We start from the raw sequence: 22,574 nt of genomic DNA on the forward strand, positions 1-22,574 counted from the left end.
CACAATGGCGGGCATGTCTTCGCACTCCGCTCTCACCGTCGGCTTCGACCTCGACATGACCCTCATCGACTCCCGGCCGGGCATCAAGGCGGCGTACGAGGCGCTCTCGGCCCGGACCGGCACCTACATCGACTCCGACCTCGCCATCACCCGGCTCGGCCCGCCGCTGGAGCAGGAACTGGTGCACTGGTTCCCCGATGAGCGCGTCGAGGAGATGGGCGAGCTCTACCGCGAGCTCTACCCGGAGTACGCGATCGCGCCCACCCTGGCCATGAAGGGGGCGCGGGAGGCGATCGAGGCCGTGCGGCGGGCGGGCGGCCGGGCCATCGTCGTCACCGCGAAGCACGAGCCCAACGCCAAGCTGCACCTGAGCCACCTGGGCATCGAGGCGGACGCGGTCATCGGCTGGCTGTGGGCCGAGGCCAAGGCGGAGGCGCTGCGGGAGTACGGGGCGACGGTGTACGTCGGCGACCACACGGGTGACGTACGGGGCGCCCGTACGGCCGGTGCGCTGTCCGTGGCGGTCGCCACCGGGCCCTGCGCGGTGGACGAGCTGCTCGGGGCCGGCGCGGATGTCGTGCTGGACGATCTGACGGCGTTCCCGGCCTGGCTGTCGGGCTACATAGGCGATCGCACGGCGGACTGATCCGCCCAGTCCACCGGCTCACCGGCTCACGGGCGCACCGGCTCACCCGGTTCAGGGCTTGCGGGCTCACCCGGTTCACCTGGTGCACCCGGTTCACCCGGACGGCGGTACGGGGGGCCGCGACACCCGGGCGGCGGCCGAGACCTCCCGCCGCTGCGCGGCGATGGAGCGCAGCAGCCCGACGGCGGCGAGGGCGAAGCCGACGCCCATCAGCATGCACACGAAGTACGCCGCCGAGGGCAGCGGATCCGCGCCCAGGAAGAGCGGCGCGACGGTGGCGAGCGTGGCCACCGCTCCGATGGCGAAGACGATGACGCCGGACCGGATGAGCCGGTCGCCGGGAAGGGGCGCCTCTCGGGGGTGGCCGGGGGAGCCGCCGCGGTGCGGGGTTTCATTACTCACTGGACCAGGGTAGATCCGTGCCAGAGCGCGCATAGGAACCACCCGGGTACGTCTTGTCACCAGGCTCGGGACCATTAGCCTTGGTGGTGGCGGGTCTTACGACCCGCTGTAGTGCTATCGAGAGCTGTTTTTCCGTGTTTTCCGACGAGCGACGAGGACGAGACAGACGTGCCTACCGGCAAGGTCAAGTGGTTCAACAGTGAGAAGGGCTTCGGCTTTCTCTCCCGCGATGACGGTGGCGACGTCTTCGTTCACTCGTCGGTGCTTCCGGAAGGCGTCGACTCACTGAAGCCGGGGCAGCGCGTGGAATTCGGCGTGGTGGCCGGAAATCGCGGGGATCAGGCATTGTCCGTCACCGTTCTCGATCCGACTCCCTCCGTGGCGGCCGCCCAGCGCCGCAAGCCGGACGAGTTGGCGTCCATCGTCCAGGACCTGACCACCCTGCTGGAGAACGTGACGCAGCAGCTGGAGCGCGGCCGTTATCCGGACAAGGCACACGGCCACAAGATCGCGGGCATGCTGCGGGCGGTGGCCGACCAGCTCGACGTCTGACCTTCGACCTGAGCGGTCCGGCACACATCGGCACATACGACATCCCGTCAGCGGAGCCGGATGGATACCCGTCCGGCTCCGCTTGGCGTGCGACCACTCGCCGAAGCGTCAGACCGCGTCCAGCGCCCCGGGGCCGAGGGGCGGTACCAGCCCCTCGGCCGCCGCGCGGGTCAGCAGCCCGCGCACCGCGGCGTAGCCGCTTTCGCCGAGGTCGGCGGTGAACTCGTTCACGTACAGCCCGATGTGCTGATCGGCGACGGCCGGGTCCATCTCCTGGGCGTGCTCCAGGACATACGCCCGCGACGCCTCCGGGTCGTCCCAGGCCATCCGCACCGATGTCCGGGCGGCGTCGGCGAGCTCCCGCAGCCGCTCGGCGCCCAGTGAGCGCTTGGCGATGATCGCGCCCAGCGGGATGGGGAGTCCGGTGGTCCGCTCCCAGTGCTCGCCCATGTCAGCCAGGCAGTGCAGCCCGTAATTCTGATAGGTGAACCGGGCCTCGTGGATGACGAGCCCGGCGTCGACCTCGCCGTCCCGCACCGCGGGCATGATCGCGTGGAACGGCAGCACCTTGATCTCGCCGACCCCGCCCGGCACCTCGGCGGCGGCCCACAGCCGGAAGAGCAGATACGCGGTCGAACGCTCGCTCGGCACCGCGACCGTCTTCCCCGCCAGGTCCTTGCCGGTGAGCGGCTGCCCCTCGCCGGGCCGCCGCGTGAGCACCAGCGGACCGCAGCCGCGGCCGAGCGCGCCGCCGCAGGGCAGCAGCGCGTAGTCGTCCAGCACCCAGGGCAGTACGGCGTACGACACCTTCAGTACGTCGAACTCTCCGCGCTCGGCCATCCCGTTGGTGATGTCGATGTCGGCGAAGGTGACATCGAGCGCGGGCGCGCCGGGGACGCGGCCGTGAGCCCAGGCGTGGAAGACGAACGTGTCATTGGGGCACGGGGAGTAGGCGATCTTCAAAGGCTCAGTCAGGGGCTCGCTCAGGGGCTCAGTCACTGCCGGGTTCCTTCCGGGTCAAAGGTCCAGGTGCCGAGGAGGGGGGCGATGGTCGCGAAGGCGCCCGTGAGCGCTTCGAGCGCCTCCCCGATCCGCCAGGCCGCGCGGTCGCGCGGTCCGACGGCGTTGGAGACCGTCCGTACCTCCAGAGCGGGCACGGACTGGGCCGCGGCGGCCTCCGCGACGCCGAAGCCCTCCATGGCCTCGGCGACGGCGCGCGGATGGCGGCGCAGCAGCTCGGCGGCCCGTTCGGCGCTCCCGGTCACGGTCGACACGGTGAGCACGGTGCCGCGCACGGCGTCCGTCGCCTCGGCGACGGCGGCGACGAGCGGGGCGGGCGGGAGGTGTTCGACGGTTCCGAAGCCCAGGTCGGTGACGGCGGCGAAGCCGTCGGGGGTCTCGGCGCCCAGGTCGGCGGCCACGATGGCGTCGGCGACGACGACGGAGCCGAGGTGCGCGGCGGTGGCGGGCGGCGTGGTCGAGGGCCCTGGGGTGGCGGGCGCTGCGGTGGCGGACCGCGCCGTGGGTGTGGTGGCGGGGTGCGCGGCGACGGGGCGCGCGGTGGTGAAGCCGCCGCCGATACCGGCCGATACGGCGAGGTCGTAGGGGGTGCGGGCGACCGCGGCCGCGGTCAGGGCGGCGGCGGTTCCGGCCGCCGCGGCGGCCGGGCCGACCCCGGCGGCCAGGACGTCCACGGTGAGCGGCGGCCCGGTGGGCGGCGCCGGGCTCAGCCGGTGGAGCACCCCGCCGGGGACGGGGAGTTCGGCCACCTCGGGGGCCGTGGCGCCGACGCCCCGTACGACGGCGTCCCGCTCGGCGGGTACGGCCGTGACGATCAGTACGCGCATGGGTGACTCCCCCCTGTCACACACAACCCTGTCACGGCGCGGCCGGTGGCCCGGTGCGACCGGGCCCCGTCCTGCGGAGCTCCGCTCGTCGGGGATCCCGTCAGGAGTCCCGTCAGGAGCCCTGTCAGGAGTCCCGTTCCAGCGTGAAGCGCCAGATGCCCTTGACGCCCTGGCTGCTCTTGCCGAGCTCGGCGACCGTGATCGTGACCTTCTTCTCGAGCGTGGTCTGGCCGGTCTGCGGGTTCTGCCGGGCGAAGAGCGTATCGCTGTCGAAGCTGCGGTACGTCTCCTTGCTCGCCTCGGCCATGACCGGGTTGTTGGCGATCAGGCCCCAGCTGGACTTGGCGATCTCGGGGTCCACCCCGAGCCGCACCTTGTCCCCGGGGGTCACCTTGATCGTCTTCTCGGGCTTGGCGGACAGGCAGTCCTTGAACTTCTTCGAGCTCAGGTCCTTGCCGTCGCCGTAGCAGCCGTTGCTCGCCTCGGCCGTCACGGTGTTCGAACCGACCGTCACCGTTGCCAGCGGGGTCGGCTTGTCGCAGGCGGAGAGGGCGACGAGCCCGAGGGACACAGCACAGGCGGCGGTGACGGCGCGGCGGCCCTTGCCCCTGGAAAACAGCGCAGCGGTCATGCGGGCAGGCTATCTGGCCCCACCGATCGCCTCGCGCGCGGGTACGACTCGGCCCCGCTGTTCACCAAGGCCCGCGGCCGCCTCCGATCGCCTCGCACGGGTACGACTCGCCGATGGCGCTCCCGCCGGGGGCGGCCGCGGCCCGGAACTCACGCCACCCGCGGATACGGCGCCCCCTGCCGGGAGGCGCTCAGCAGTCCGCGGACGCTCAGCGCCGTGCCCAGCGCGATCACCGCCGCGGCGACCGCCATCCCCAGCACCCCGTGGAGCGGCAGCACGATGCCGATGGCGCCGCCGAGGACCCACGCCATCTGGAGCGTGGTCTCGGATCGCGAGAACGCCGAGGTACGGACCTCCTCCGGGACGTCGCGCTGGATCAGCGCGTCCAGCGACAGCTTGCCCAGCGCCTGGGAGATCCCGGCGGTGGCGGCCACGGCGGCCACCGTCACCGCGCCGTAGAAGGCCGCCGACACGATGATCACGGCCAGGGCCGAGCTCAGCACCACCGCGATGATCAGCTCCGGGCCGCGCGCCCGCAGCCAGGCGCCGATCGCGGTGCCCAGCGCGTTGCCGCCGCCCGCGCAGACCGCGGCCAGGCCGAGTGAGATCTCGGGGCCGAGCCCGCCCAGCGGCTGGTCGCGGAGGAGGAAGGCGAGGAAGAGGGTGAGGAATCCGGACAGGGTCTTCAGCGCGGCACACGCCTGAAGGGCGTGCAGCACGGAGGGGCCGACCGTACGGAGGCCGGGCCGCCGGGACCGGCCCCTCCAGAAGGCGATCCGGGAGAAGGCGGCCCTGGCCCCGCCGCCGGAGGCGGCTCCCCCGGCCGGGGCGGTCCTGTCCCCGCCGACCCTGGCCTTGGGTTTGCGCACCGTCACCGGCAGATGGAGATGGCGCTGCCCCGAGGTCAGTTGCGCCCTGGCCTCGCCCTTCGAGGAGTCCACCTTGTGCGGCAGGGTGAACGACAGGAACCCGCCCAGCAGGAAGATCGCCGACGCCCCGTACAGCGGCCAGCTCGGCCCGATCTGATGCAGCCCGGCCCCCAGCGGGGCCGCCGCGCCGGTGGCGAGCAGCCCGGCCAGGGTGACCCGGGAGTTGGCCTTGACCAGGGAGAAGTGGGGTGGGAGCAGCCGTGGCACGACGGCGGAACGGACGACTCCGTACGCTTTGGACGCCACCAGCACGCCCAGTGCCGCCGGATACAGCTCGAGCCCGCCGCCCGCCACCGCGCCCGCCATCGTCAGCGCGAGCACCACGCGGGTCAGCATCGCGCCCGCCATCGCCGCGCGGCGGCCGTGCGGAATGCGGTCGAGCAGCGGGCCGATGACGGGGGCGAGCAGCGCGAACGGGGCCATGGTGATGACCAGGTAGAGCGCGACCCGGCCGCGGGCCTCGTCGGTCGGGACCGAGAAGAAGATCGTGGAGGCGAGGGCGACGGTGATCAGCATGTCGCCCGCGGAGTTCACCGCGTGCAGTTCGATCAGCTTGCCGAGCCCCGACTCGCCGGCGCCGTGGGCGTGGGTGGCGCGGCGGATGCCCCGCCCGGCCGCGGTGAAGGGGAGGCGGAGCGCGAAGGGAACACGGAGCGCGTGGACGATCCAGCGGCCCGACCGACTGGTCGAGCCGCCGCTGTGCCACCGCGTTCCTGCCACCTGACCATGGTGCAGCCAACGCGGCCGAAGCGTCAGACCTTCGACGGCTTTCCGGATGGCGGCGCCGTCGGGAGGAATCGGCAACACCCCGCTGTCCAGCGGAAATGCGGTTTCGCGGGGGCGGGAGGGGAGGGGGCGCACGGCGCCGGGGCGGGTGGTGGGGATGAGACGGGGGTAGGGCCGGTGCGGCCGGACAAGGTAGCGTGCGTAACCGCGCCACCGAGGGTCGTTCCTGGCCGTGTGCCGAGTAGCCATCCCGCAGAATGGGACGTACAAGGTGCGCCCGAAGGCCGGATGGGCGCGGACGTCGACGCGGCCCCATGGTCCGCTCCGTCCGCGGTCCCGCGATCGGCCGTACGGCTGGCGCACCAGGTCAGACGGCTGCGACGGCGTGGAAGAGAGAATCGATCCTGTGAGTGCGATGCGAAGCCGTACCCCCGACCGCCTGTGCGCCGAGGCGGTTGAACTCGCCCGCGAGGCGGCTGTGGAAGCCGCCCGTCCGGGGCAGGTGGGCGAGTATCTGGGCGCTGTCGCCGAGGGCGACCGCGTGGTCACGCATCTCTTCGACAGCGCCGAGCCGGGCTATCGCGGCTGGCGCTGGGCGGTCACGGTGACCCGCGCCTCCCGGGCGAAGGCCGTCACCCTGGACGAGACCGTGTTGCTCCCCGGGCCCGACGCGCTGCTCGCGCCGGAGTGGGTGCCCTGGAGCGAGCGGCTGCGCCCCGGCGACATGGGGCCGGGCGACCTGCTCCCCACCGAGGCCGAGGACCTGCGGCTGGAGCCCGGCTACTCGGGCGAGGACGCGCCGCCGCCCAACTCCGCGGTCTCGGAGGAGATGCAGCAGCTCGCGGCGGTGGAGGATGCCGATGTGACGGCCGGCGCCCCCGCGGCGCAGACCGCCGCGCCCACGACCGGCTCTATCGCGGCCGTCGCCGAGGAGCTGGGCATGCGGCGCGCCCGGGTGCTGTCCCGCTACGGCCTCCACGTCGCGGCCGACCGCTGGGACGAGGCGTACGGCCCCAAGACCCCCATGGCCCAGGCGGCCCCGGGCACCTGCGCGAGCTGCGGCTTCCTGGTGGCCCTCGGCGGCTCGCTGGGGCAGGCGTTCGGGGCCTGCGCGAACGAGTTCAGCCCGGCGGACGGCCGCGTCGTCTCCCTCTCCTACGGCTGCGGCGCCCACTCCGAGGCCGCCGTCATGCCCAAGCCCCCCCGCCCGGCCCCACCCGTCGTCGACGAAACCGTCGTCGAACCCCTCCCCCTCCACCCGGACCGCACGAGCGGCTCTGTCGAGCCGGACACGCCGCCGGAGGAACTGGGCCACAGCTGAGGGGCCTCGGGCCCCGCCCCACGACGGCGCCCGGCCAGGCTGCACGGAACGACGGCCTCGGGGCCACTGCTGCGGGACGCGCCCCCGGCCAGGCCGCTACGGAAGGACGGCCCCCGGCTGGGCCGCTATGGAACGGCGGCCCGGGGCCAGCCGCTACGGAACGGCGGCCCTGGCTGGGCCGCTACGGAAGGACGGCCCTGGCCCGGCCGCTGCAGAACTGCGGGCCGGGGCCGCCGCCCGGCACACGGTCGCCCAGGCGACGGCAGCGAACTCCCGCCCCGGCGGGGCCGCGCGTCCCAGCGCGTTGCGGCGCCAGCGCCCCGCCCCCTCGCGGCTGCCGCCCCGCCCGACGCCTCACGCCTGTCGCCCCACCGGGTGACGGGCCGCTGCCCACCGCCGCCCCGGTGGTTACACCGCCTGCCGGGCCGGTCGGGCGACGTGCGGTCAGGTGTGGGCGGGCCCCGTACGCCTGGGCGGCGGCCTGCACGATGCGTCCGGGCCGCGTCCGGGCTCGTACGCCTTTGATCTGTGGCGGCCTCGAGCGACAGGGTCCAGCCGCGCTCTGCTCGGACGCGCGCGGCGGGGCGCCGTGCGCCTTCGGCCCGCCCCCTGCGTTGTCATCGGGGCCCAGCGGCGAGTCCCGCCGACCCGGTTCGCCCTTACCGGACGGCGCCCAGGGAGGCCGCGCGTGGCAGGGGCTTCGCCCCCGGACCCCGGGGTCTGGGGCGGAGCCCCAGTTTCGGGAAGGGGCGGGGAGGGGAACAGCCCGCCGCAGGCGTCACGATCCGTCGGACATCCCCTGGGGCAAGCGGCCACGACGGCGCGGGGCGCCCGTCACGGCGGGGGCGTGCTGGCGGCGGTGGAGGGTGCGCCTCTGCCCGCGTGCCCAAGGCAGGGACCTGGTGAGACGGGGCCCGTGGGCCCCAAGGTGAGGGGGAGAATCCGGTTGTGTGGGGCCCGAGGCGTCGTTTGGGGGCGGATAGCGGTACGTTCGCGGCTAGCAAGGGCGGCACGCGAGGGAACGGCGAGCGCGGTGGGGTGATCCGCACCGCGGGGGACTCGGCGGTGTGGCGCCGTGGCGCAGGACGGACCCCGACCAGGAACTTCCGGAGGCGAGACGTGAGCAGCACGGCGATGGTGCGAGGCGCGACCGAGGACGCGGACCCGTTCGGGACCGCGCGGCTGCGGCGCGGCGTGCTGGACGCCTGGGCCGCGTCGCCCGCCCGGTTCCGGGAGGACGCCAACGCCGAGGAGGACCTGGCGCTGGGCGGCCACCGGGACCGGCTGGTCGTCGAGCTGGCCCAGAACGCGGCGGACGCCGCCGCCCGCGCCGGGGTGTCCGGGCGGCTGCGGCTGACCCTCCGGCCGGCCACCGACGGCGAGCCCGCCGTGCTGGCCGCCGCCAACACCGGGGCGCCGCTGGACGCGGCGGGCGTCGAGTCGCTGTCCACGCTGCGGGCGTCGGCCAAGCGGGACGACCCGGAGAGCGCGGTCGGGCGGTTCGGCGTCGGCTTCGCGGCGGTGCTCGCGGTGAGCGACGAGCCCGCGGTCGTGGGGCGCGCCGGCGGGGTGCGCTGGTCGCTGGCCGAGGCGCGGGAGCTGACCCAGCGTGCCACCGCCACCAGCCCCGGCCTCGCCGAGGAGCTGCGCCGCCGGGACGGCCACGTGCCGCTGCTGCGGCTGCCGCTGCCCGCCGAGGGGAGCGCCCCGGACGGCTACGACACCGTCGCCGTGCTGCCGCTGCGCGACGGCGCCGCTTGGGACGTGGCCGAGCGGCTGCTGGCCGGGATCGACGACGCGCTGCTGCTCACCCTGCCCGGCCTGGCCGAGGTCGTGGTCGAGACCGTCGAGGGCACCCGGACGCTGCGCCGCCGCCAGGACGGCCCGTACACCGTCGTCGAGGACAGCGGCGCCCGCGGTACGACGCGCTGGCGCACCGAGAGCGTCGGCGGGCGGCTGGAGCCGGAGCTGCTCGCGGACCGCCCGGTGGAGGAGCGGCTGCGCCCGGTGTGGTCGGTGACCTGGGCGGTCCCGGTGGACGCGGAGGGCGCGCCGACGCGCCCCGCGACCGCCCCGGTGGTCCACGCCCCGACGCCGACCGACGAGCCGCTGGGCATGCCCGCGCTGCTGATCGCGTCCTTCCCGCTGGAGCCCACCCGCCGCCACACCGCCCCCGGGCCGCTCACGGACTTCCTGCTGGACCGCGCGGCCGAGTCGTACGCGACGCTGCTGCGCGACTGGCATCCGGTCTCGGTCGGCTCGATCGACCTGGTCCCGGGCCAGCTCGGCCGGGGCGAGCTGGACGGGGAGCTGCGCCAGCGGGTGCTGGAGCGGCTGCCGAGGGTGCCGTTCCTGCCCAGCGCCGCCGCACCGGCGGTGGGCGTGGGCACGGAGGACGCGGCCGTGGCCGAGGCCGTGGCGGGCTGGCTGGGCTCGCCGGAGGCGCTCGGCCCGGACGCCGCCCAGGGCGGCCCCGCGGCGGGGGAGCCGGCTGCCGCCCCGCCCGCGCCCACCCCGGCCGACTGGGACGACGACGTGCTGGCGCGCGGCGGCGCGGAGGGCGAGCCGTACGCGCTGCGGCCCCGGGACGCCGAGATCGTCGAGGGCGCGGGCGCGGAGACGGTGGAGGTGCTGGCCGAGCTGTTCCCGACGCTGCTGCCCGCGGGCCTCGAGCGCCGCTCGGAGCTGCGGGTGCTGGGCGTGGCCCGGGTGCCGCTGGGCGAGCTCATCGACCGGCTCGCGGGCGTGGAGCGGGCCCCGGCCTGGTGGCGGCGGCTGTACGACTCGCTGGGCGGCATCGACCCGGACCGGCTCAGCGGGCTGCCGGTGCCGCTGGCGGACGGCCGGACGACGATCGGGCCCCGGCAGGTGCTGCTGCCGCTGCCGGGCGAGGCCGACGGCGACCTGGACAGCCTGCACAGACTGGACAGCATCGGAACCGCCGAGTCCGCCGTCACCACCGAGCCCGCCGGAATCGCCCAGCCCGCCGGAATCGCCGAGCCCGGCGGACCGGTCGAGTCCGCCGGAATCGCCGAGCCCGCCGCGCCCGCGCGGACCTCCGAGCGCGGCGCCGCGGTCAGCGACACGCATCGCACCCTCGCCCGCCTCGGCCTGAAAGTTGCACATCCGGACGCCGCCCATCCGCTGCTGGAGAAGCTCGGCGCCACCCCCGCCACGCCCCGCGCCGTGCTGACGACCCCGCAGGTACGGACCGCCGTCGCGCATTCGCTGGAGGCGGAGGACGAGTACGACCCGTTCGCTGAGGAGGGCGAGGGGGGCCTGGGCGCGGCGCTGGACGCCGACACGCTGGCCGACACCGTCCTCGGCCTGGTCCAGCAGGCCCGGCTGGCGCCGGGCGACGAGCCGTGGCTGGCCGCGCTCGCGCTCCCGGACGAGGACGGGGAACTGGCCCCGGCCGGTGAGCTGGTCCTCCCCGGCAGCGCCTTCGAGCAGGTGATGCGGGAGGGCGAACTGGCCGCGTGCGACGCCGAGCTGGCCGAGCGCTGGGGTGAGCAGCCGCTCGCCGCGGTCGGTGTGCTGGCGGGCTTCACGCTGGTCAGGGCCACTGACGTGGTGCTGGACCCGGATGAACTGGAGCCGCGCGAGGGCGACTTCACCGAACCGGACGACGTCGGCGTGCTGGACGCCGTCGACGTGTGGTGCGAGGACGTACTGGACCGGCTGCCGGAGACGCCGGTGCCGCCGGTGGCCACCGAGATCGTGGCCGTACGGGACCTGGACCTGGTCGACGACGACGCCTGGCCGCGGGCGCTGGCCATGCTGGCCCAGCCGCCGCTGCGCGACGCGCTGACCGCGCCGGTGCGGGTGCTGCTGCCGGACGGCACGACGGAGATCGTGCGCTCGTACACCGCGTGGTGGCTGCGCGGCCATCCGGTGCTGGACGGCCGCCGCCCCGCCGGGCTGCGCGCGGCCGGGGGCGATCCGCTGCTGGACGGGCTGTACGAGGCGGTGGACGCCGCCGGGTTCGAGGACGAGCAGGTGCTGCGCGCGCTGGGCGTACGGACCTCGGTCGCCGCGCTGCTGGACGAGCCGGGCGGGGCCGCCGAGCTGCTGGCCCGCCTCGCCGACCCGGACCGCGAGGTGGCCCCCGCCCAGTTGCACGCCCTCTACGGTCAGTTGGCCGACCTGGACCCCGAGCAGGTGACCCTGCCGGATGAGCTGCGGGCCATCGTGGACGGCGAGCCGACGGTGGTCGAGGCGGGCGAGGCGCTGGTCGCGGACGCCCCGGACCTGATGTCGCTGGCCGAGGCGGACGGCCGGGCGCTGCTGCCCGTACGGCCCACGCGGGCGGCGGAGCTGGCCGAGCTGTTCCAGGTGCGGCGGCTGAGCGAGGCGTACCCGGCGCGGGTGACCTCACAGGGCGATTCGCACGAGGTGCCCGAGGCGGTCCGCGAACTCCTCCCGGGCGCCCCGCTGTCGTACATCGAACACGAGGAGCTGCTGATCGAGGGCCCGGGCGAGGGCGAGGGCGCGGGCTCGGGCGAGATCGAGCTGGACTGGCGGTACGTGGACGGCACCCTGCACGCCTCGACGGTCGAGGGCGTCGCGGCCGGTCTGTCCTGGGCCGCCGGCCACTGGGCGCGCCGGTTCGAGGTGGCGGCCCTGCTGGAGGATCTGACCCGTACGGAGGAGCTGGCGCGGGCCCGCTGGTTCGACTGACGGGCGCGAGCCGTACGGGGCGTGGCCGGGCACTGCGTACGGTACGGCCTGGTCAGGCCCCCGCACCCAGGTCAGGGCTTGCGTGCCACGCCCGCGAAGATCCATAGCTCCGTGGCCTCCGCCTCGGCCCTGGCCTGCTCGTTCTCGGGCTTCCAGCGGTGCGGCATCACCACGCCCGGATCGACCAGCTCCAGCCCGTCGAAGAACGGAAGGATCTCCTCCCGGGAGCGTCCCTGCACATGGATGCCGCTGCTGCGGTAGAGGTTGGTGACCGCGTCCGAGACCCCGGGGCGGGGGTCGATCGCGCCGTGCGAGAGCACGAGATAGCTGCCCGGGGCCAGCGGCTCGACCAGTTGGCGCACGATCTCGTACGGCTTCTGCTCGTCCGCGATGAAGTGCATGATCGCATTCAGCGACAGGGCGACCGGCTGGGACAGATCGAGGGTGTCGTTCAGGTCCTCGGCGGCCAGGATCGCCGCCGGATCGCTGACGTCCGCGTGGATGTAGGCGGTGCGGCCCTCGGGCGTGGAGAGCAACAGGGCCTGCGCGTAGGCCAGCACTATCGGGTCGTTGTCCGCGTACACGACCCGGGAGTCCGGGGCGGCCTTCTGGGCGACCTGGTGGAGGTTGGGCTCGGTGGGAATGCCGGTGCCGATGTCCAGGAACTGCCGTATGCCCGCCTCGCCCGCGAGCCAGCGGGTCGCGCGGTGCATGAATGACCGGTTGGCGCGGGTCCACGGCTTGACGTCGGGCCAGACGGCCTCGACCTGTTCGGCGGCGTGGGTGTCGACCGCGTAGTGGGTCTTGCCGCCCAGGAAGTAGTCGTACATGCGGGCCGAGTGCGGCTTGCTGGTGTCGATCTCATCGGCACGAAAGCGGTTACCGGTCATATCCCTCACATTACTGGTGAGTTGACGATCACAAGACGGTAGTTCCCGAACAAAGTGCCCGGCGTGAGGCTTCCGCAACATTGTGAACGGCCCGTGAAGATCGTACAGTTGGCCCATCCGGCTCCGCCCGCGCGTCCCCGCGGCGGGGCCCTCATCTTTCTGCGCGCGCCACAGACGGGTGAGCGGGTGCGTCATGAGGAGGGGAGCGCGCCCGCGCACCAGGCCAGGGCGCCGGGCCGCTGCCGGGAACGGCGGACGGCCCGGCGCCGCGCCGTCACGGGTACCGCCTTGTGCGCGCTCGGGGTGGGTGCGCCGGCCGTGCTGTGGACCGGCCGTGCTTGCGCGTCAGTCGTGCTGGGCGTCAGCCGTTCTGTGGGTCGGCCGGCTGCGCGTCGCCGTTCCGTGAGCCGTGGCGGATCGCCGTGTCCCGGGCCCGTACGTACCAGATGCCGAGCAGCCCGAGCCCGCCGCCGGCCAGGCAGGTCCACAGCCACCACAGGTGACCGTGCTCGTGGAACCAGCCGTAGAAGGGCAGCTGGACGAGGAAGAGGACGAACCACACGATCGTGCCGCCGGTGATCGTGGCCACGACATTGCCCTCGAGGGGCTCCGGCGCCTCGTGCTTGGGGGTCCACTTCGTCATGGCCACAGCTTAAGGGGGCCGGTCCTGGGCCCGACCGGGGCCGTGCCGGGGCCGTGCCGGACCTCGCAGAGGGCCTCGCCGGGACCGGTTTGGCGATCGGGCCTTGATAGTTTCATACTGAATACTTCTGGGTCTGAGCGGAATGTCTTGTTCGATCATCCAAAGGGCATCCCAAAGGACCCGCTGTTGATGTTCACGCACACTGAGGTCCTTCATGTCCCCCTCGGCCACCGCGCCGGTCGATGCCGGCAAGCAGGCTCCGACTCCCCCCGCCAACGGCATCGACAAGTTCTTCAAGATCAGCGAGCGTGGTTCCTCGATCTCCCGGGAGATCCGGGGTGGACTGGCCACGTTCTTTGCGATGGCCTACATCGTCGTACTGAACCCGATCATCCTCGGGGCCGGTACGGACAAGTTCGGGCATCAGCTCAACAACGGCCAGTTGGTCACCGCCACCGCCCTGATCGCGGGCCTGACCACGCTGCTCATGGGGATCATCGGCAACGTCCCCATCGCGCTGGCCGCCGGCCTCGGCATCAACGCCGTGGTCTCGCTCCAGCTCGCGCCCAAGATGAGCTGGCCGGACGCGATGGGCATGGTGGTGCTCGCGGGTCTGGTGCTGATGATCCTCGTCGCCTCGGGGCTGCGGCAGCGGGTGATGGACGCGATCCCGTCCGGGCTGCGGCGGGCGATCGCGATCGGCATCGGGCTGTTCATCGCCCTGATCGGCCTGGTCGACTCCGGCTTCGTCAGCCGTAACCCCGACGCCGCGCACACCACCGTCCCCCTGGGGCTGGGCGTGGCCGGGCGGCTGCAGGGCTGGCCGGTGCTGGTCTTCGTGGCCGGTCTCGCGCTCACCTTCATCCTGATCGTCCGCAAGACGCGCGGCGCGATCCTGATCGGCATCGTGACCATGACCGTGGTCGCGATCGTGATCAACTCCCTGGCCCGGATCCCGGACGCCCAGTGGGGGCTGACCGTCCCCACGGTGCCGGACAAGGTGGTCGGCAGCCCGGACTTCGGCCTCGTCGGCGATGTCAGCCTCTTCGGCGGCTTCCATGAGGTCGGCCTGCTCACCGGCTGTCTCTTCGTCTTCACCGTGCTGCTGTCCGGCTTCTTCGACGCGATGGGCACGATCATCGGCGTCGGTGAGGAGGCCGGGCTGACCGATGAGCGCGGTCAGCTCCCGGGCATGGGCCGGATCCTGATGATGGACGGCGTCGCGGTCGCGGGCGGCGGCTTCGGCTCGGCCTCGGCCAACACCTGCTTCGTGGAGTCCACGGCGGGTGTCGGGGAAGGGGCGCGCACCGGACTCGCGAACGTGGTGACCGGCGGGCTCTTCCTGCTCGCGCTGGTCTTCACCCCGCTGGCCAAGGTGGTGCCCTCACAGGCCGCGACCCCCGCGCTGGTGGTCGTCGGCTTCCTGATCATGGCGGCGAACGTCAAGGAGATCGACTGGAGCGATGCCACGATCGCGATCCCGGCCTTCCTGACCATGATCTCGATGCCGTTCACCTACAGCATCACCAACGGGATCGGGCTGGGCGTCCTCTCGTTCCTGCTGCTGCGCATCGCCACCCGGCGGACCCGGGAGATCCCGTGGCTGCTGGGCGCGGTGGGGCTGTGCTTCCTGGTGTACTTCCTGCTCAACCCGATCGAACAGGCACTCGGCGTCTCCTGAGCCGAGCGCGGCCCCGCCCGGGCCGAGTCGTCGACCCGCCCCTGGTGTACGCCGTCCCGCCCGGCGCATGAGCGTTCCGCCCTGAGCGCCCCGGACCCACCCCGTGGTCCTGGGCGCTCATGCGTGTCGCCGTACGTCACTACCCGGAGTCAACTCACTCGTTCGGGTGAAATAAAAATAGGGAAGTCCCCAGGGTTTTCATTAGGCGAGGTAATGAGTTATGCTAAAGACCATGCCGGATCTGTCCCGCCCCCAGCACCAGGCGGAGGCGCCCCCCGATGACGCGGCCGCCGTGAGCGCCCTGCGGTCCGGAGTGATGCGTCTGTCGCGGCGGCTCAAGCACCAGCGGGTGGACGAATCGCTCAGCCCGACCGAGATGGCGGTCCTGGGCACCCTGGCCCAGTGCGGCTCCGCCACCCCCGGCGAGCTGGCCCGCAAGGAGCACGTCCAGCCGCCGTCGATGACCCGCATCGTGGCGCTGCTGGAGGCCAAGGGACTGGTCAGGCTCGAGCCGCATCCGGAGGACCGGCGGCAGAAGGTCGTCTCGCCGACCGAGCGGGCGGAGGCCATGCTCGAAGAGAGCCGACGCAAGCGCAACGCCTGGCTGGCCGAGCTGGTCGGGGAGCTGACCGAGGACGAGTGGGCCGTGCTGCGCGCCGCCGCGCCCGTGCTGGAGAAGCTCGCGCATATGTAAGAACGACCCGAGGCAGCCAGGAGGCGAACGCACTTGAGTACGGGACCCGGAGCAGACTCCGCACCCGCACCGAAGAACCCCGCACACCCCGGAGACCCCGGAAGCCCTGGCAACTCCGGCAACTCCGGCAACTCCGTATCCGACCCCGCTCCCGCCGTCACCGCGGGACGCACCCGGGGCGGGACCTTCCGTTCGCTGAGGATCCGCAACTACCGCCTGTTCGCGACCGGTGCCATGATCTCCAACACCGGCACCTGGATGTCGCGGATCGCCCAGGACTGGCTGGTCCTGAGTCTCACCGGCTCCTCCACCGCGGTCGGCATCACCACCGCGCTGCAGTTCCTGCCCATGCTGCTCTTCGGCCTCTACGGCGGGGTCATCGCGGACCGATGTCCCCGGCGCCGGCTGCTCCTCTTCACCCAGACCGCGCTGGGGCTGTGCGGGCTCGCCCTCGCCGCCCTCACCCTCAGCGGCCATGTGCAGGTCTGGCACGTCTATCTGATCGCGTTCCTGCTCGGCATGGTCACCGTCGTCGACAACCCGACCCGCCAGGTCTTCGTCAACGAGATGGTCGGCCCCAAGGACCTGCGGAACGCCGTCAGCCTCAACTCCGCGAACTTCCAGTCCGCCCGGCTGATCGGCCCGGCGGTCGCCGGTGTGCTGATCACCGCCGTGGGCAGCGGCTGGGCCTTCCTGATCAACGGACTCTCCTTCGGCGCCCCGATCATCGGGCTGCTGCTGATGCGCACCAGCGAGCTGCACAAGGTCGAGCGGGCGCCGCGCGGCAAGGGACAGCTTCGGGAGGGGCTGCGCTATGTGGCCGGGAACCCCGAACTGATCTGGCCGATCGTGCTCGTCGGCTTCATCGGCACCTTCGGCTTCAACTTCCCGATCTGGCTGAGCGCCTTCGCCGACGATGTCTTCCACGCCGGGCCGGGTACGTACGGCCTGCTCAACACCCTGATCGCGATCGGCTCGGTGACGGGCGCGCTGCTCGCCGCCCGGCGCGTGGTGGCCCGGCGGCGGCTGCTGGTCGGGGCGGCGCTGATGTTCGGCGTGCTGGAGATGGTCGCGGCGGCCACCCCGTACTTCTGGCTCTTCGCGGCGCTCATGGTGCCGATCGGGATCTTCAGCCTGACGTTCAACGTGACCGCGAACTCCAGCGTCCAGCTCGCGACGGATCCCGCGATGCGGGGCCGGGTGATGAGCCTGTTCATGATGGTCTTCGTCGGCGGTACGCCGATCGGCGGCCCGCTGGTGGGCTGGCTGACCGACACCTGCGGCGCGCGCGTCGGCTTCGCCGCGGGCGGCCTGATCTCGGCGGCCGCCGCGGCCGCGGTGGGGCTGATCCTGGTCCGGGCCGGCGGCCTGCGGCTGAAGCTGGACCTGCGCCGGGGCCACCCGCATGTGATCTTCGTGCCGCGTACGCCGGAGACGGAGGACAAGCCACTGGCCGCCACGGCCTGAACCCACCAGGCTGTGCCGGAAGGGGCTCCGCCCCTTTGACCTCGCCGGGGCCCCGCCCCTTTGGCCTCGCCGGGGCCCCGCCCCTTTGGCCTCGCTCCTCAAACGCCGGAGGGGCTGAGTTCCCCGCCCCCGGTGCGGGAGACTGGGCGGATGAGACTCTTCGCCGCCGTGCTGCCGCCGGAGGCGGCCGTCGCCGAGCTGGCCGCGCGGGTCAAGGCGCTCCGGGCGCTGCCGGGGGCGGACGGGCTGCGCTGGACCGAGCGGGAGGGCTGGCACTTCACGCTCGCCTTCTTCGGCGAGGTGGCCGAGGACGTACTGCCCGAGCTGCACACCCGGCTGGCCCGCGCCGCCCATCGGCACCACCCCCACGAGCTGCGGCTCGCGGGCGGCGGCCGGTTCGACGACCGGGTGGTGTGGGTGGGCGTCGACGGCGACAGCGAGGCCCTGCGGCGGCTGGCCGACTCCGCCGAGGCGGGGGGCCGACGGGCCGGGGTCCCGATGGACCGGCACCGCCCGTACCACCCGCATCTGACCATCGCCCGCGCCCGCTCCCCGCGGCACGGCTCCCCGCGTCATGGCTCCGCCACCAGCCTCGCGCCGTACGTGGACGGGCTCACCGGCTTCGCGGGCCGGGAGTGGACCGTGGGCGAGCTCAGCCTGGTGCGCAGCCATCCACCGGCCCCGGGCGTCCCCGGGCAGCAGCCGCGCTACGAGGTGGTGGCGGCCTGGCCGCTGGGGCACTGAGCGGTCCGGCTAATCTCGAGGTGTGGACCCCAAGACCAGAAACATGATCATGAGCGGCGCGCTGGTGCTGATTCTCGTCGTCGTCGCCGCGGCGGCCGCCCTCGGCGGCTGAGAACAAGGGGGCGTGGACCGCCGCGCGGCCCACGCCCCCTCATAGCTCTCGCCCTCGGCTACCAGGCGAACGCCTCCGGCGACGGCCCCGGGCCCGGGAAGATCTCGTCCAGCTCCGTCAGCAGCTCCTCGCCCAGCTTCAGCTCCGACGCCCGCACCGCCGACGCCAGCTGCTCGGCCGTGCGCGGGCCCACGATCGGACCGGTGACCCCGGGCCGGGTGAGCAGCCAGGCCAGGGCCGCCTCGCCGGGCTCGATGCCGTGCTTGGCCAGCAGGTCCTCGTACCGCTGGATCTGGTCGCGCACCGCCGTGTTCTTCAGCGCGTCGGCGCTGCGCCCGGACGTGCTGCGCGAACCGCCGCCCTCGCGCTCCTTGCGGAGCGCCCCGCCGAGCAGCCCGCCGTGCAGCGGCGACCAGGGGATGATGCCCACGCCGTAGCCCTGCGCGGCCGGGATGACCTCCATCTCGGCGCGGCGCTCGGCCAGGTTGTACAGGCACTGCTCGCTGACCAGCCCGTACGAACCGCGGCGGGCCGCGGCCTCATTGGCCTGGGCGATGTGCCAGCCCGCGTGGTTGGAGGAGCCCGCGTAGACGATCTTGCCCTGCTGTACGAGGACGTCGATGGCCTGCCAGATCTCGTCCCACGGGGTGGAGCGGTCCACGTGGTGGAACTGGTAGAGGTCGATGTAGTCGGTGCCGAGCCGCTTGAGGCTGGCGTCCACGGCCCGGCGGATGTTCACGGCCGAGAGCTTGTCGCTGTTGGGCCAGGGCTCACCCTCGGCGGCCATGTTTCCGTACACCTTGGTCGCGAGGACCGTCTTCTCGCGCCGCCCGCCGCCCTTGGCGAACCAGCTCCCGATGATTTCCTCGGTGCGGCCCTTGTTCTCGCCCCAGCCGTACACATTGGCGGTGTCGAAGAAGTTGATGCCCGCGTCGAGCGCGGCATCCATGATCGAGTGGCTGTCGGCCTCCTCCGTCTGCGGACCGAAGTTCATGGTGCCGAGGACGATACGGCTGACCTTGAGACCTGTGCGTCCGAGCTGCGTGTACTCCATGGGGATCAGCCAAGCCGTTGGAGTGCGCTCTAATCAAGGGGGGCGGGCCGGGTGCTCGGTCATCGGCGGCGGCAGGGCCCCGGCCGAGAATTCCCCGTGGAAAACCCGAAAGCCCGCTTTTTGGCCCCCCGTGCGGTCAAAAAGCGGGCGTCTTGGGTTTCTGCGGCTCGAGTCGGACTTCGGTCGAACTCCGATCGAACTCCCGTCGAACTCCGGTCGAACTCCGGTCGCCGGATATGGCCGCTGAATATGGTCGCCGAAAGCGACCGACCTTTTCGGATTACCGGGCGGCGCGGGACTTCATAAAGCCGAGAACGCCGAGGGCCAGGGCCATCAGTGCGCCGATCAGGACCATGTAGAGCCCCGGTCCCGCGGTCATGTCGTACAGCTTCGCGGCCTGCTCCGCCGCCTTCTCCGCGACCTGCTGCGACACCCCCTCCTCGTCCTTCAGCTTCTGGACGAGCAGCCGCTCGGTGTCCGCCATGTTGATGACCGCGACAATGGCCATGGCCAGCCCCAGAACGCCGCCGACCAGGTAGAGCGCCGCCTTCTTGGTGGCCATGGCGGCGATGAACAGGATCGCCGCGACCAGGGCGATGATCAGCGTGATGATGCCGTCGCCGTCGATGCCCTTGATGCCCCCGGTGGCGCCCTCGGCGTCGGAGATCACCCAGTTCACCATGGAGCCGACCAGCGCGATGACCGAGCCGACGATCGCGAAGATCGCGATCTTCTTGGACGGCGCGGCCGGTGCCGCACCGTGGTTCGGGGCACCGGCGGAATGCGTGGGCGGTGCGGTTTGCGCATAAGAGGACTGGCTGTATTCGCTCATGAGCTCAGACCGTAAGCGGGGCCTTTCTGCATTGCAATGCCGCCGCCCGCTATGCCGTCAATGACCGATAAATTTCTCGCCGAAATAATCCCCGGATGAGATCAAATAATCTCGGGGTTATTTGGGAGTGGTCGCTCGCACAAATAATTGACAGACGTTATCTGCCCGTGATCGCGGAAATCATGCGTGATCACGGAAGCCGGGCGTGTACGGAAGCCGGCCGTGGGCGGAAGTCATGGCTGGACGGATGGCCGGGCGCGGGCGGAAGGCGGAAGCCCCGCCCGGACGGAAGCCCTGCCCGGACGGAAGCCCCGCCCGGACGGAAGCCCCGCCCGGACGGAAGCCCTGCCCGACGGGAAGCCATACGTGGCCGGAGGGAGCCCCCCGGCGTGGTTCCGGCACCGGACGCCCCCGGCGGGATGGCAGGCTTGGGCCCATGCGTCCGCTTCCGTTCGTACTCGGTGCCGCCGCGCTGCTGGCCGTGTCCGCAGCCGCCCCGGCCGCCGCCGACGACTCGTCGTCGCCGTCCCCCTTCACGATCCAGGACCCCCGGATCACCGAGTCCAGCGGCCTCGCCGCGAGCCGTCTCCACCCCGGCGTCTACTGGACGCACAACGACAGCTCGGACGGCCCGTACGTCTACGCCGTGGACGGCAGGACCGGGAAGACGGTCGCGCGGGTCACCCTGCGCGGCATAGGGGATCCCCGCGATGTGGAAGCGATCTCGATAGGGCCGGACGGCAACGTCTACGTCGGCGACATCGGCGACAACCTGGGCGGTCAGTGGGACCATGTGTGGATCTACCGCTTCCCCGAGCCGAAGCGGTTGAAGGACACCACCGTCACCGCGACCCAGTTCACCGTCAAGTACCAGGGCGGGCCGCGCGACGCCGAGGCGCTGATGGTCCATCCCAAGACCGGCCGCGTCTACATCGCCAGCAAGAGTGACGAGGACGGCGGGCTGTACGCCGGGCCGACCACGCTGAGCCCCTCCGGGGTGAATGTCTTCCAGCGGGTCTCCGACCTCGACATGGAGGTCACGGACGGGGCGTTCTCCCCGGACGGCACCCGGCTGGTGCTGCGCGGCTACTTCTCGGCCGCCGAGTACCGCTGGCGGAACGGAAAGCCGACGCGGCTGGAGAAGGAGCCGGGGCTGCCGCTCCAGCGGCAGGGCGAGTCGGTCACCTTCACCCCGGACGGCGGCACCCTCATGTACGGCACCGAGGGCGCGGGCTCCAAGGTGACGCCGGTGGACCTCGGCGGGGAGCTGCTGCCGGACGCCACCGCGAAGGAGCAGAAGAAGAACGGGGAGTACTCCGACCGCGTCGACGGCAAGCTCACCGACGACGACAAGAACGGCAACCTGGTCAAGGCCGGGCTCACCTTCGTCGGGGCGCTGGTGGTGTTCCTCGGCCTGCGCAAGCTCTTCCGCCGGGGCTGATCCCGGGGCTGGATCGTCAGCGCGCGAAGGGGCCCGCGGCCGGTGGTCGGCCGCGGGCCCCTTCGCGTGCGGAGCGAGCCCCTCAGAGGTGCTCGATGACGTAGTCCACGCACGCCGTCAGGGCCTCGACGTCCGCCGGGTCGACGGCCGGGAACATCGCCACCCGCAGCTGGTTGCGGCCCAGCTTGCGGTACGGCTCGGTGTCCACGATGCCGTTGGCCCGCAGCGCCTTGGCGACCGCGGCGGCGTCGATCTCCTCGTTGAAGTCGATCGTGCCGACGACCTGCGACCGCTTGGCCGGGTCGGCCACGAACGGGGTGGCGAACTTGGACTCCTCGGCCCAGCCGTACAGCGTGCGCGAGGAGGTCGCGGTGCGGCGCACCGCCCAGTCCAGACCGCCCTGGCCGTTGATCCACTTCAGCTGGTCGTCCAGCAGGAAGAGCGTCGCCAGTGCCGGGGTGTTGTACGTCTGGTTCTTCAGCGAGTTGTCGATCGCGGTCGGCAGCGAGAAGAACTCGGGGACGTGCCGGCCGGAGGCGTGGATCCGGGCGGCGCGCTCCAGCGCGGCGGGCGAGAAGACGCCGATCCACAGACCGCCGTCCGCCGCGAAGGACTTCTGCGGCGCGAAGTAGTAGACGTCCGTCTCGGCGATGTCGATCGGCAGACCGCCCGCTCCGGAGGTCGCGTCCACCAGCACCAGCGCGCCCTCGTCGGCACCGGCCACCCGCTGGATGGGCATGGCGACACCGGTGGAGGTCTCGTTGTGGGTGAAGGCGTAGACGTCCGTGCCGCTCTCGGCGCGCGGCTCCGGGTGGGTGCCGGGGTCGGAGGTGATCACCGTGGGCTCCTCGAGCCACGGCGCCAGCTTCGCCGCCTTGGCGAACTTCGAGGAGAACTCGCCGAAGGACAGATGCTGGGACTTGGAGTCGATCAGCCCGTGGGTCGCGATGTCCCAGAAGGCGGTGGAGCCACCGTTGCCCAGGATGACCTCGTACCCCTCCGGGAGTCGGAAGAGCTCGCGCACCCCTTCGCGCACGGCGCCGACCAGGTTCTTGACCGGGGCCTGGCGGTGGGAGGTGCCCAGCAGGGAGCTTCCGGTCGCGGCCAGGGCGCTCAGCGCCTCGGTGCGCACCTTGGAGGGGCCCGAGCCGAAGCGTCCGTCGGCGGGCTTGATGTCATCGGGAATCCGGATCTCAGCCACGAGCCGAAGCCTAATCCGTCGGCACCCGCGCTCCGACGGTGCGTCCAGCGGGTGAGACGGTATGTCCACATCCTGTTGACG

19 protein-coding genes are annotated in these 22,574 nt (G+C 72.5%); 9 read left to right on the forward strand and 10 right to left on the reverse strand.

Going from position 1 to position 22,574, the window contains the following annotated elements:
- Positions 1-13: 13 nt before the first annotated feature.
- Positions 14-646, forward strand: a complete 633-nt coding sequence (locus ACZ6TD_RS26825) for an HAD family hydrolase (protein WP_471342230.1) — start codon at positions 14-16, stop codon at positions 644-646.
- Between the two features lie 93 nt (positions 647-739).
- On the opposite strand, the gene ACZ6TD_RS26830 is transcribed toward ACZ6TD_RS26825, so the two are convergent.
- A complete protein-coding gene (locus ACZ6TD_RS26830) occupies positions 740-1,048 on the reverse strand; it encodes a hypothetical protein (protein ID WP_471342232.1) in 309 nt (102 codons plus the stop codon).
- Between the two features lie 168 nt (positions 1,049-1,216).
- Here ACZ6TD_RS26830 and ACZ6TD_RS26835 point away from each other — a divergent pair, with 168 nt between their 5' ends.
- On the forward strand, positions 1,217-1,600 hold the full coding sequence (locus tag ACZ6TD_RS26835; RefSeq protein WP_014177506.1) for a cold-shock protein: 384 nt from the start codon (positions 1,217-1,219) through the stop codon (positions 1,598-1,600).
- Positions 1,601-1,708: 108 nt separating this feature from the next.
- Here the strand turns inward: ACZ6TD_RS26835 and ACZ6TD_RS26840 are convergent, their stop codons facing one another.
- The 4 genes from ACZ6TD_RS26840 to ACZ6TD_RS26855 all read right to left on the reverse strand — a co-directional run bounded on the left by ACZ6TD_RS26840 (position 1,709) and on the right by ACZ6TD_RS26855 (position 5,727).
- Positions 1,709-2,599 (reverse strand): 1,4-dihydroxy-6-naphthoate synthase, encoded by an 891-nt coding sequence (locus ACZ6TD_RS26840; RefSeq protein WP_471342234.1) that lies wholly within the window; start codon positions 2,597-2,599, stop codon positions 1,709-1,711.
- Complete coding sequence (gene mqnB / locus ACZ6TD_RS26845; protein WP_471342235.1) at positions 2,596-3,447, reverse strand: futalosine hydrolase; 852 nt, start codon at positions 3,445-3,447, stop codon at positions 2,596-2,598. Before mqnB ends, ACZ6TD_RS26840 begins: the two co-directional genes overlap by 4 nt.
- A gap of 124 nt (positions 3,448-3,571) precedes the next feature.
- Positions 3,572-4,078: a hypothetical protein gene (locus tag ACZ6TD_RS26850; protein ID WP_471342238.1), complete on the reverse strand. Its 507-nt coding sequence runs from the start codon at positions 4,076-4,078 to the stop codon at positions 3,572-3,574.
- A 149-nt stretch (positions 4,079-4,227) separates the two neighbouring features.
- The gene (locus ACZ6TD_RS26855) at positions 4,228-5,727 is read right to left on the reverse strand and encodes an MFS transporter (RefSeq protein WP_471342239.1); all 1,500 of its coding nucleotides are present in this window, start codon (positions 5,725-5,727) and stop codon (positions 4,228-4,230) included.
- Between the two features lie 421 nt (positions 5,728-6,148).
- Here ACZ6TD_RS26855 and ACZ6TD_RS26860 point away from each other — a divergent pair, with 421 nt between their 5' ends.
- Together ACZ6TD_RS26860 and ACZ6TD_RS26865 are read left to right on the forward strand one after the other, a co-directional pair.
- On the forward strand, positions 6,149-7,054 hold the full coding sequence (locus ACZ6TD_RS26860; protein ID WP_471358058.1) for a DUF3027 domain-containing protein: 906 nt from the start codon (positions 6,149-6,151) through the stop codon (positions 7,052-7,054).
- Positions 7,055-8,188: 1,134 nt separating this feature from the next.
- Positions 8,189-11,734 carry a sacsin N-terminal ATP-binding-like domain-containing protein gene (locus ACZ6TD_RS26865; protein ID WP_471358060.1) on the forward strand — a complete coding sequence of 1,182 codons (3,546 nt, stop codon included), beginning with the start codon at positions 8,189-8,191 and terminating at the stop codon, positions 11,732-11,734.
- Between the two features lie 71 nt (positions 11,735-11,805).
- Here the strand turns inward: ACZ6TD_RS26865 and ACZ6TD_RS26870 are convergent, their stop codons facing one another.
- On the reverse strand, positions 11,806-12,624 hold the full coding sequence (locus tag ACZ6TD_RS26870) for an SAM-dependent methyltransferase (RefSeq protein WP_471342241.1): 819 nt from the start codon (positions 12,622-12,624) through the stop codon (positions 11,806-11,808).
- A 361-nt stretch (positions 12,625-12,985) separates the two neighbouring features.
- Complete coding sequence (locus ACZ6TD_RS26875) at positions 12,986-13,267, reverse strand: DUF2530 domain-containing protein (RefSeq protein ID WP_471342242.1); 282 nt, start codon at positions 13,265-13,267, stop codon at positions 12,986-12,988.
- A gap of 214 nt (positions 13,268-13,481) precedes the next feature.
- On the opposite strand from ACZ6TD_RS26875, the gene ACZ6TD_RS26880 reads away from it, so the two are divergent.
- The 4 genes from ACZ6TD_RS26880 to thpR all read left to right on the forward strand — a co-directional run bounded on the left by ACZ6TD_RS26880 (position 13,482) and on the right by thpR (position 17,853).
- Positions 13,482-14,948 carry an NCS2 family permease gene (locus ACZ6TD_RS26880; RefSeq protein ID WP_471342244.1) on the forward strand — a complete coding sequence of 489 codons (1,467 nt, stop codon included), beginning with the start codon at positions 13,482-13,484 and terminating at the stop codon, positions 14,946-14,948.
- A gap of 232 nt (positions 14,949-15,180) precedes the next feature.
- Positions 15,181-15,642 carry a MarR family winged helix-turn-helix transcriptional regulator gene (locus ACZ6TD_RS26885; protein WP_471342245.1) on the forward strand — a complete coding sequence of 154 codons (462 nt, stop codon included), beginning with the start codon at positions 15,181-15,183 and terminating at the stop codon, positions 15,640-15,642.
- Positions 15,643-15,675: 33 nt separating this feature from the next.
- The gene (locus ACZ6TD_RS26890) at positions 15,676-17,109 is read left to right on the forward strand and encodes an MFS transporter (protein WP_471342246.1); all 1,434 of its coding nucleotides are present in this window, start codon (positions 15,676-15,678) and stop codon (positions 17,107-17,109) included.
- A gap of 150 nt (positions 17,110-17,259) precedes the next feature.
- Positions 17,260-17,853, forward strand: a complete 594-nt coding sequence (gene thpR / locus ACZ6TD_RS26895) for an RNA 2',3'-cyclic phosphodiesterase (protein ID WP_471342248.1) — start codon at positions 17,260-17,262, stop codon at positions 17,851-17,853.
- Between the two features lie 170 nt (positions 17,854-18,023).
- On the opposite strand, the gene ACZ6TD_RS26900 is transcribed toward thpR, so the two are convergent.
- Complete coding sequence (locus tag ACZ6TD_RS26900) at positions 18,024-19,019, reverse strand: aldo/keto reductase (RefSeq protein WP_471342249.1); 996 nt, start codon at positions 19,017-19,019, stop codon at positions 18,024-18,026.
- Between the two features lie 280 nt (positions 19,020-19,299).
- Positions 19,300-19,851 carry a hypothetical protein gene (locus ACZ6TD_RS26905; protein WP_471342250.1) on the reverse strand — a complete coding sequence of 184 codons (552 nt, stop codon included), beginning with the start codon at positions 19,849-19,851 and terminating at the stop codon, positions 19,300-19,302.
- Between the two features lie 436 nt (positions 19,852-20,287).
- Here ACZ6TD_RS26905 and ACZ6TD_RS26910 point away from each other — a divergent pair, with 436 nt between their 5' ends.
- Positions 20,288-21,292 carry a hypothetical protein gene (locus tag ACZ6TD_RS26910; RefSeq protein WP_471342252.1) on the forward strand — a complete coding sequence of 335 codons (1,005 nt, stop codon included), beginning with the start codon at positions 20,288-20,290 and terminating at the stop codon, positions 21,290-21,292.
- Positions 21,293-21,374: 82 nt separating this feature from the next.
- Here the strand turns inward: ACZ6TD_RS26910 and serC are convergent, their stop codons facing one another.
- Positions 21,375-22,493, reverse strand: a complete 1,119-nt coding sequence (gene serC, locus ACZ6TD_RS26915) for a phosphoserine transaminase (protein WP_471342253.1) — start codon at positions 22,491-22,493, stop codon at positions 21,375-21,377.
- Positions 22,494-22,574: the final 81 nt, after the last annotated feature.

The sequence above is a fragment of the Streptomyces yongxingensis genome (genome assembly GCF_055597465.1).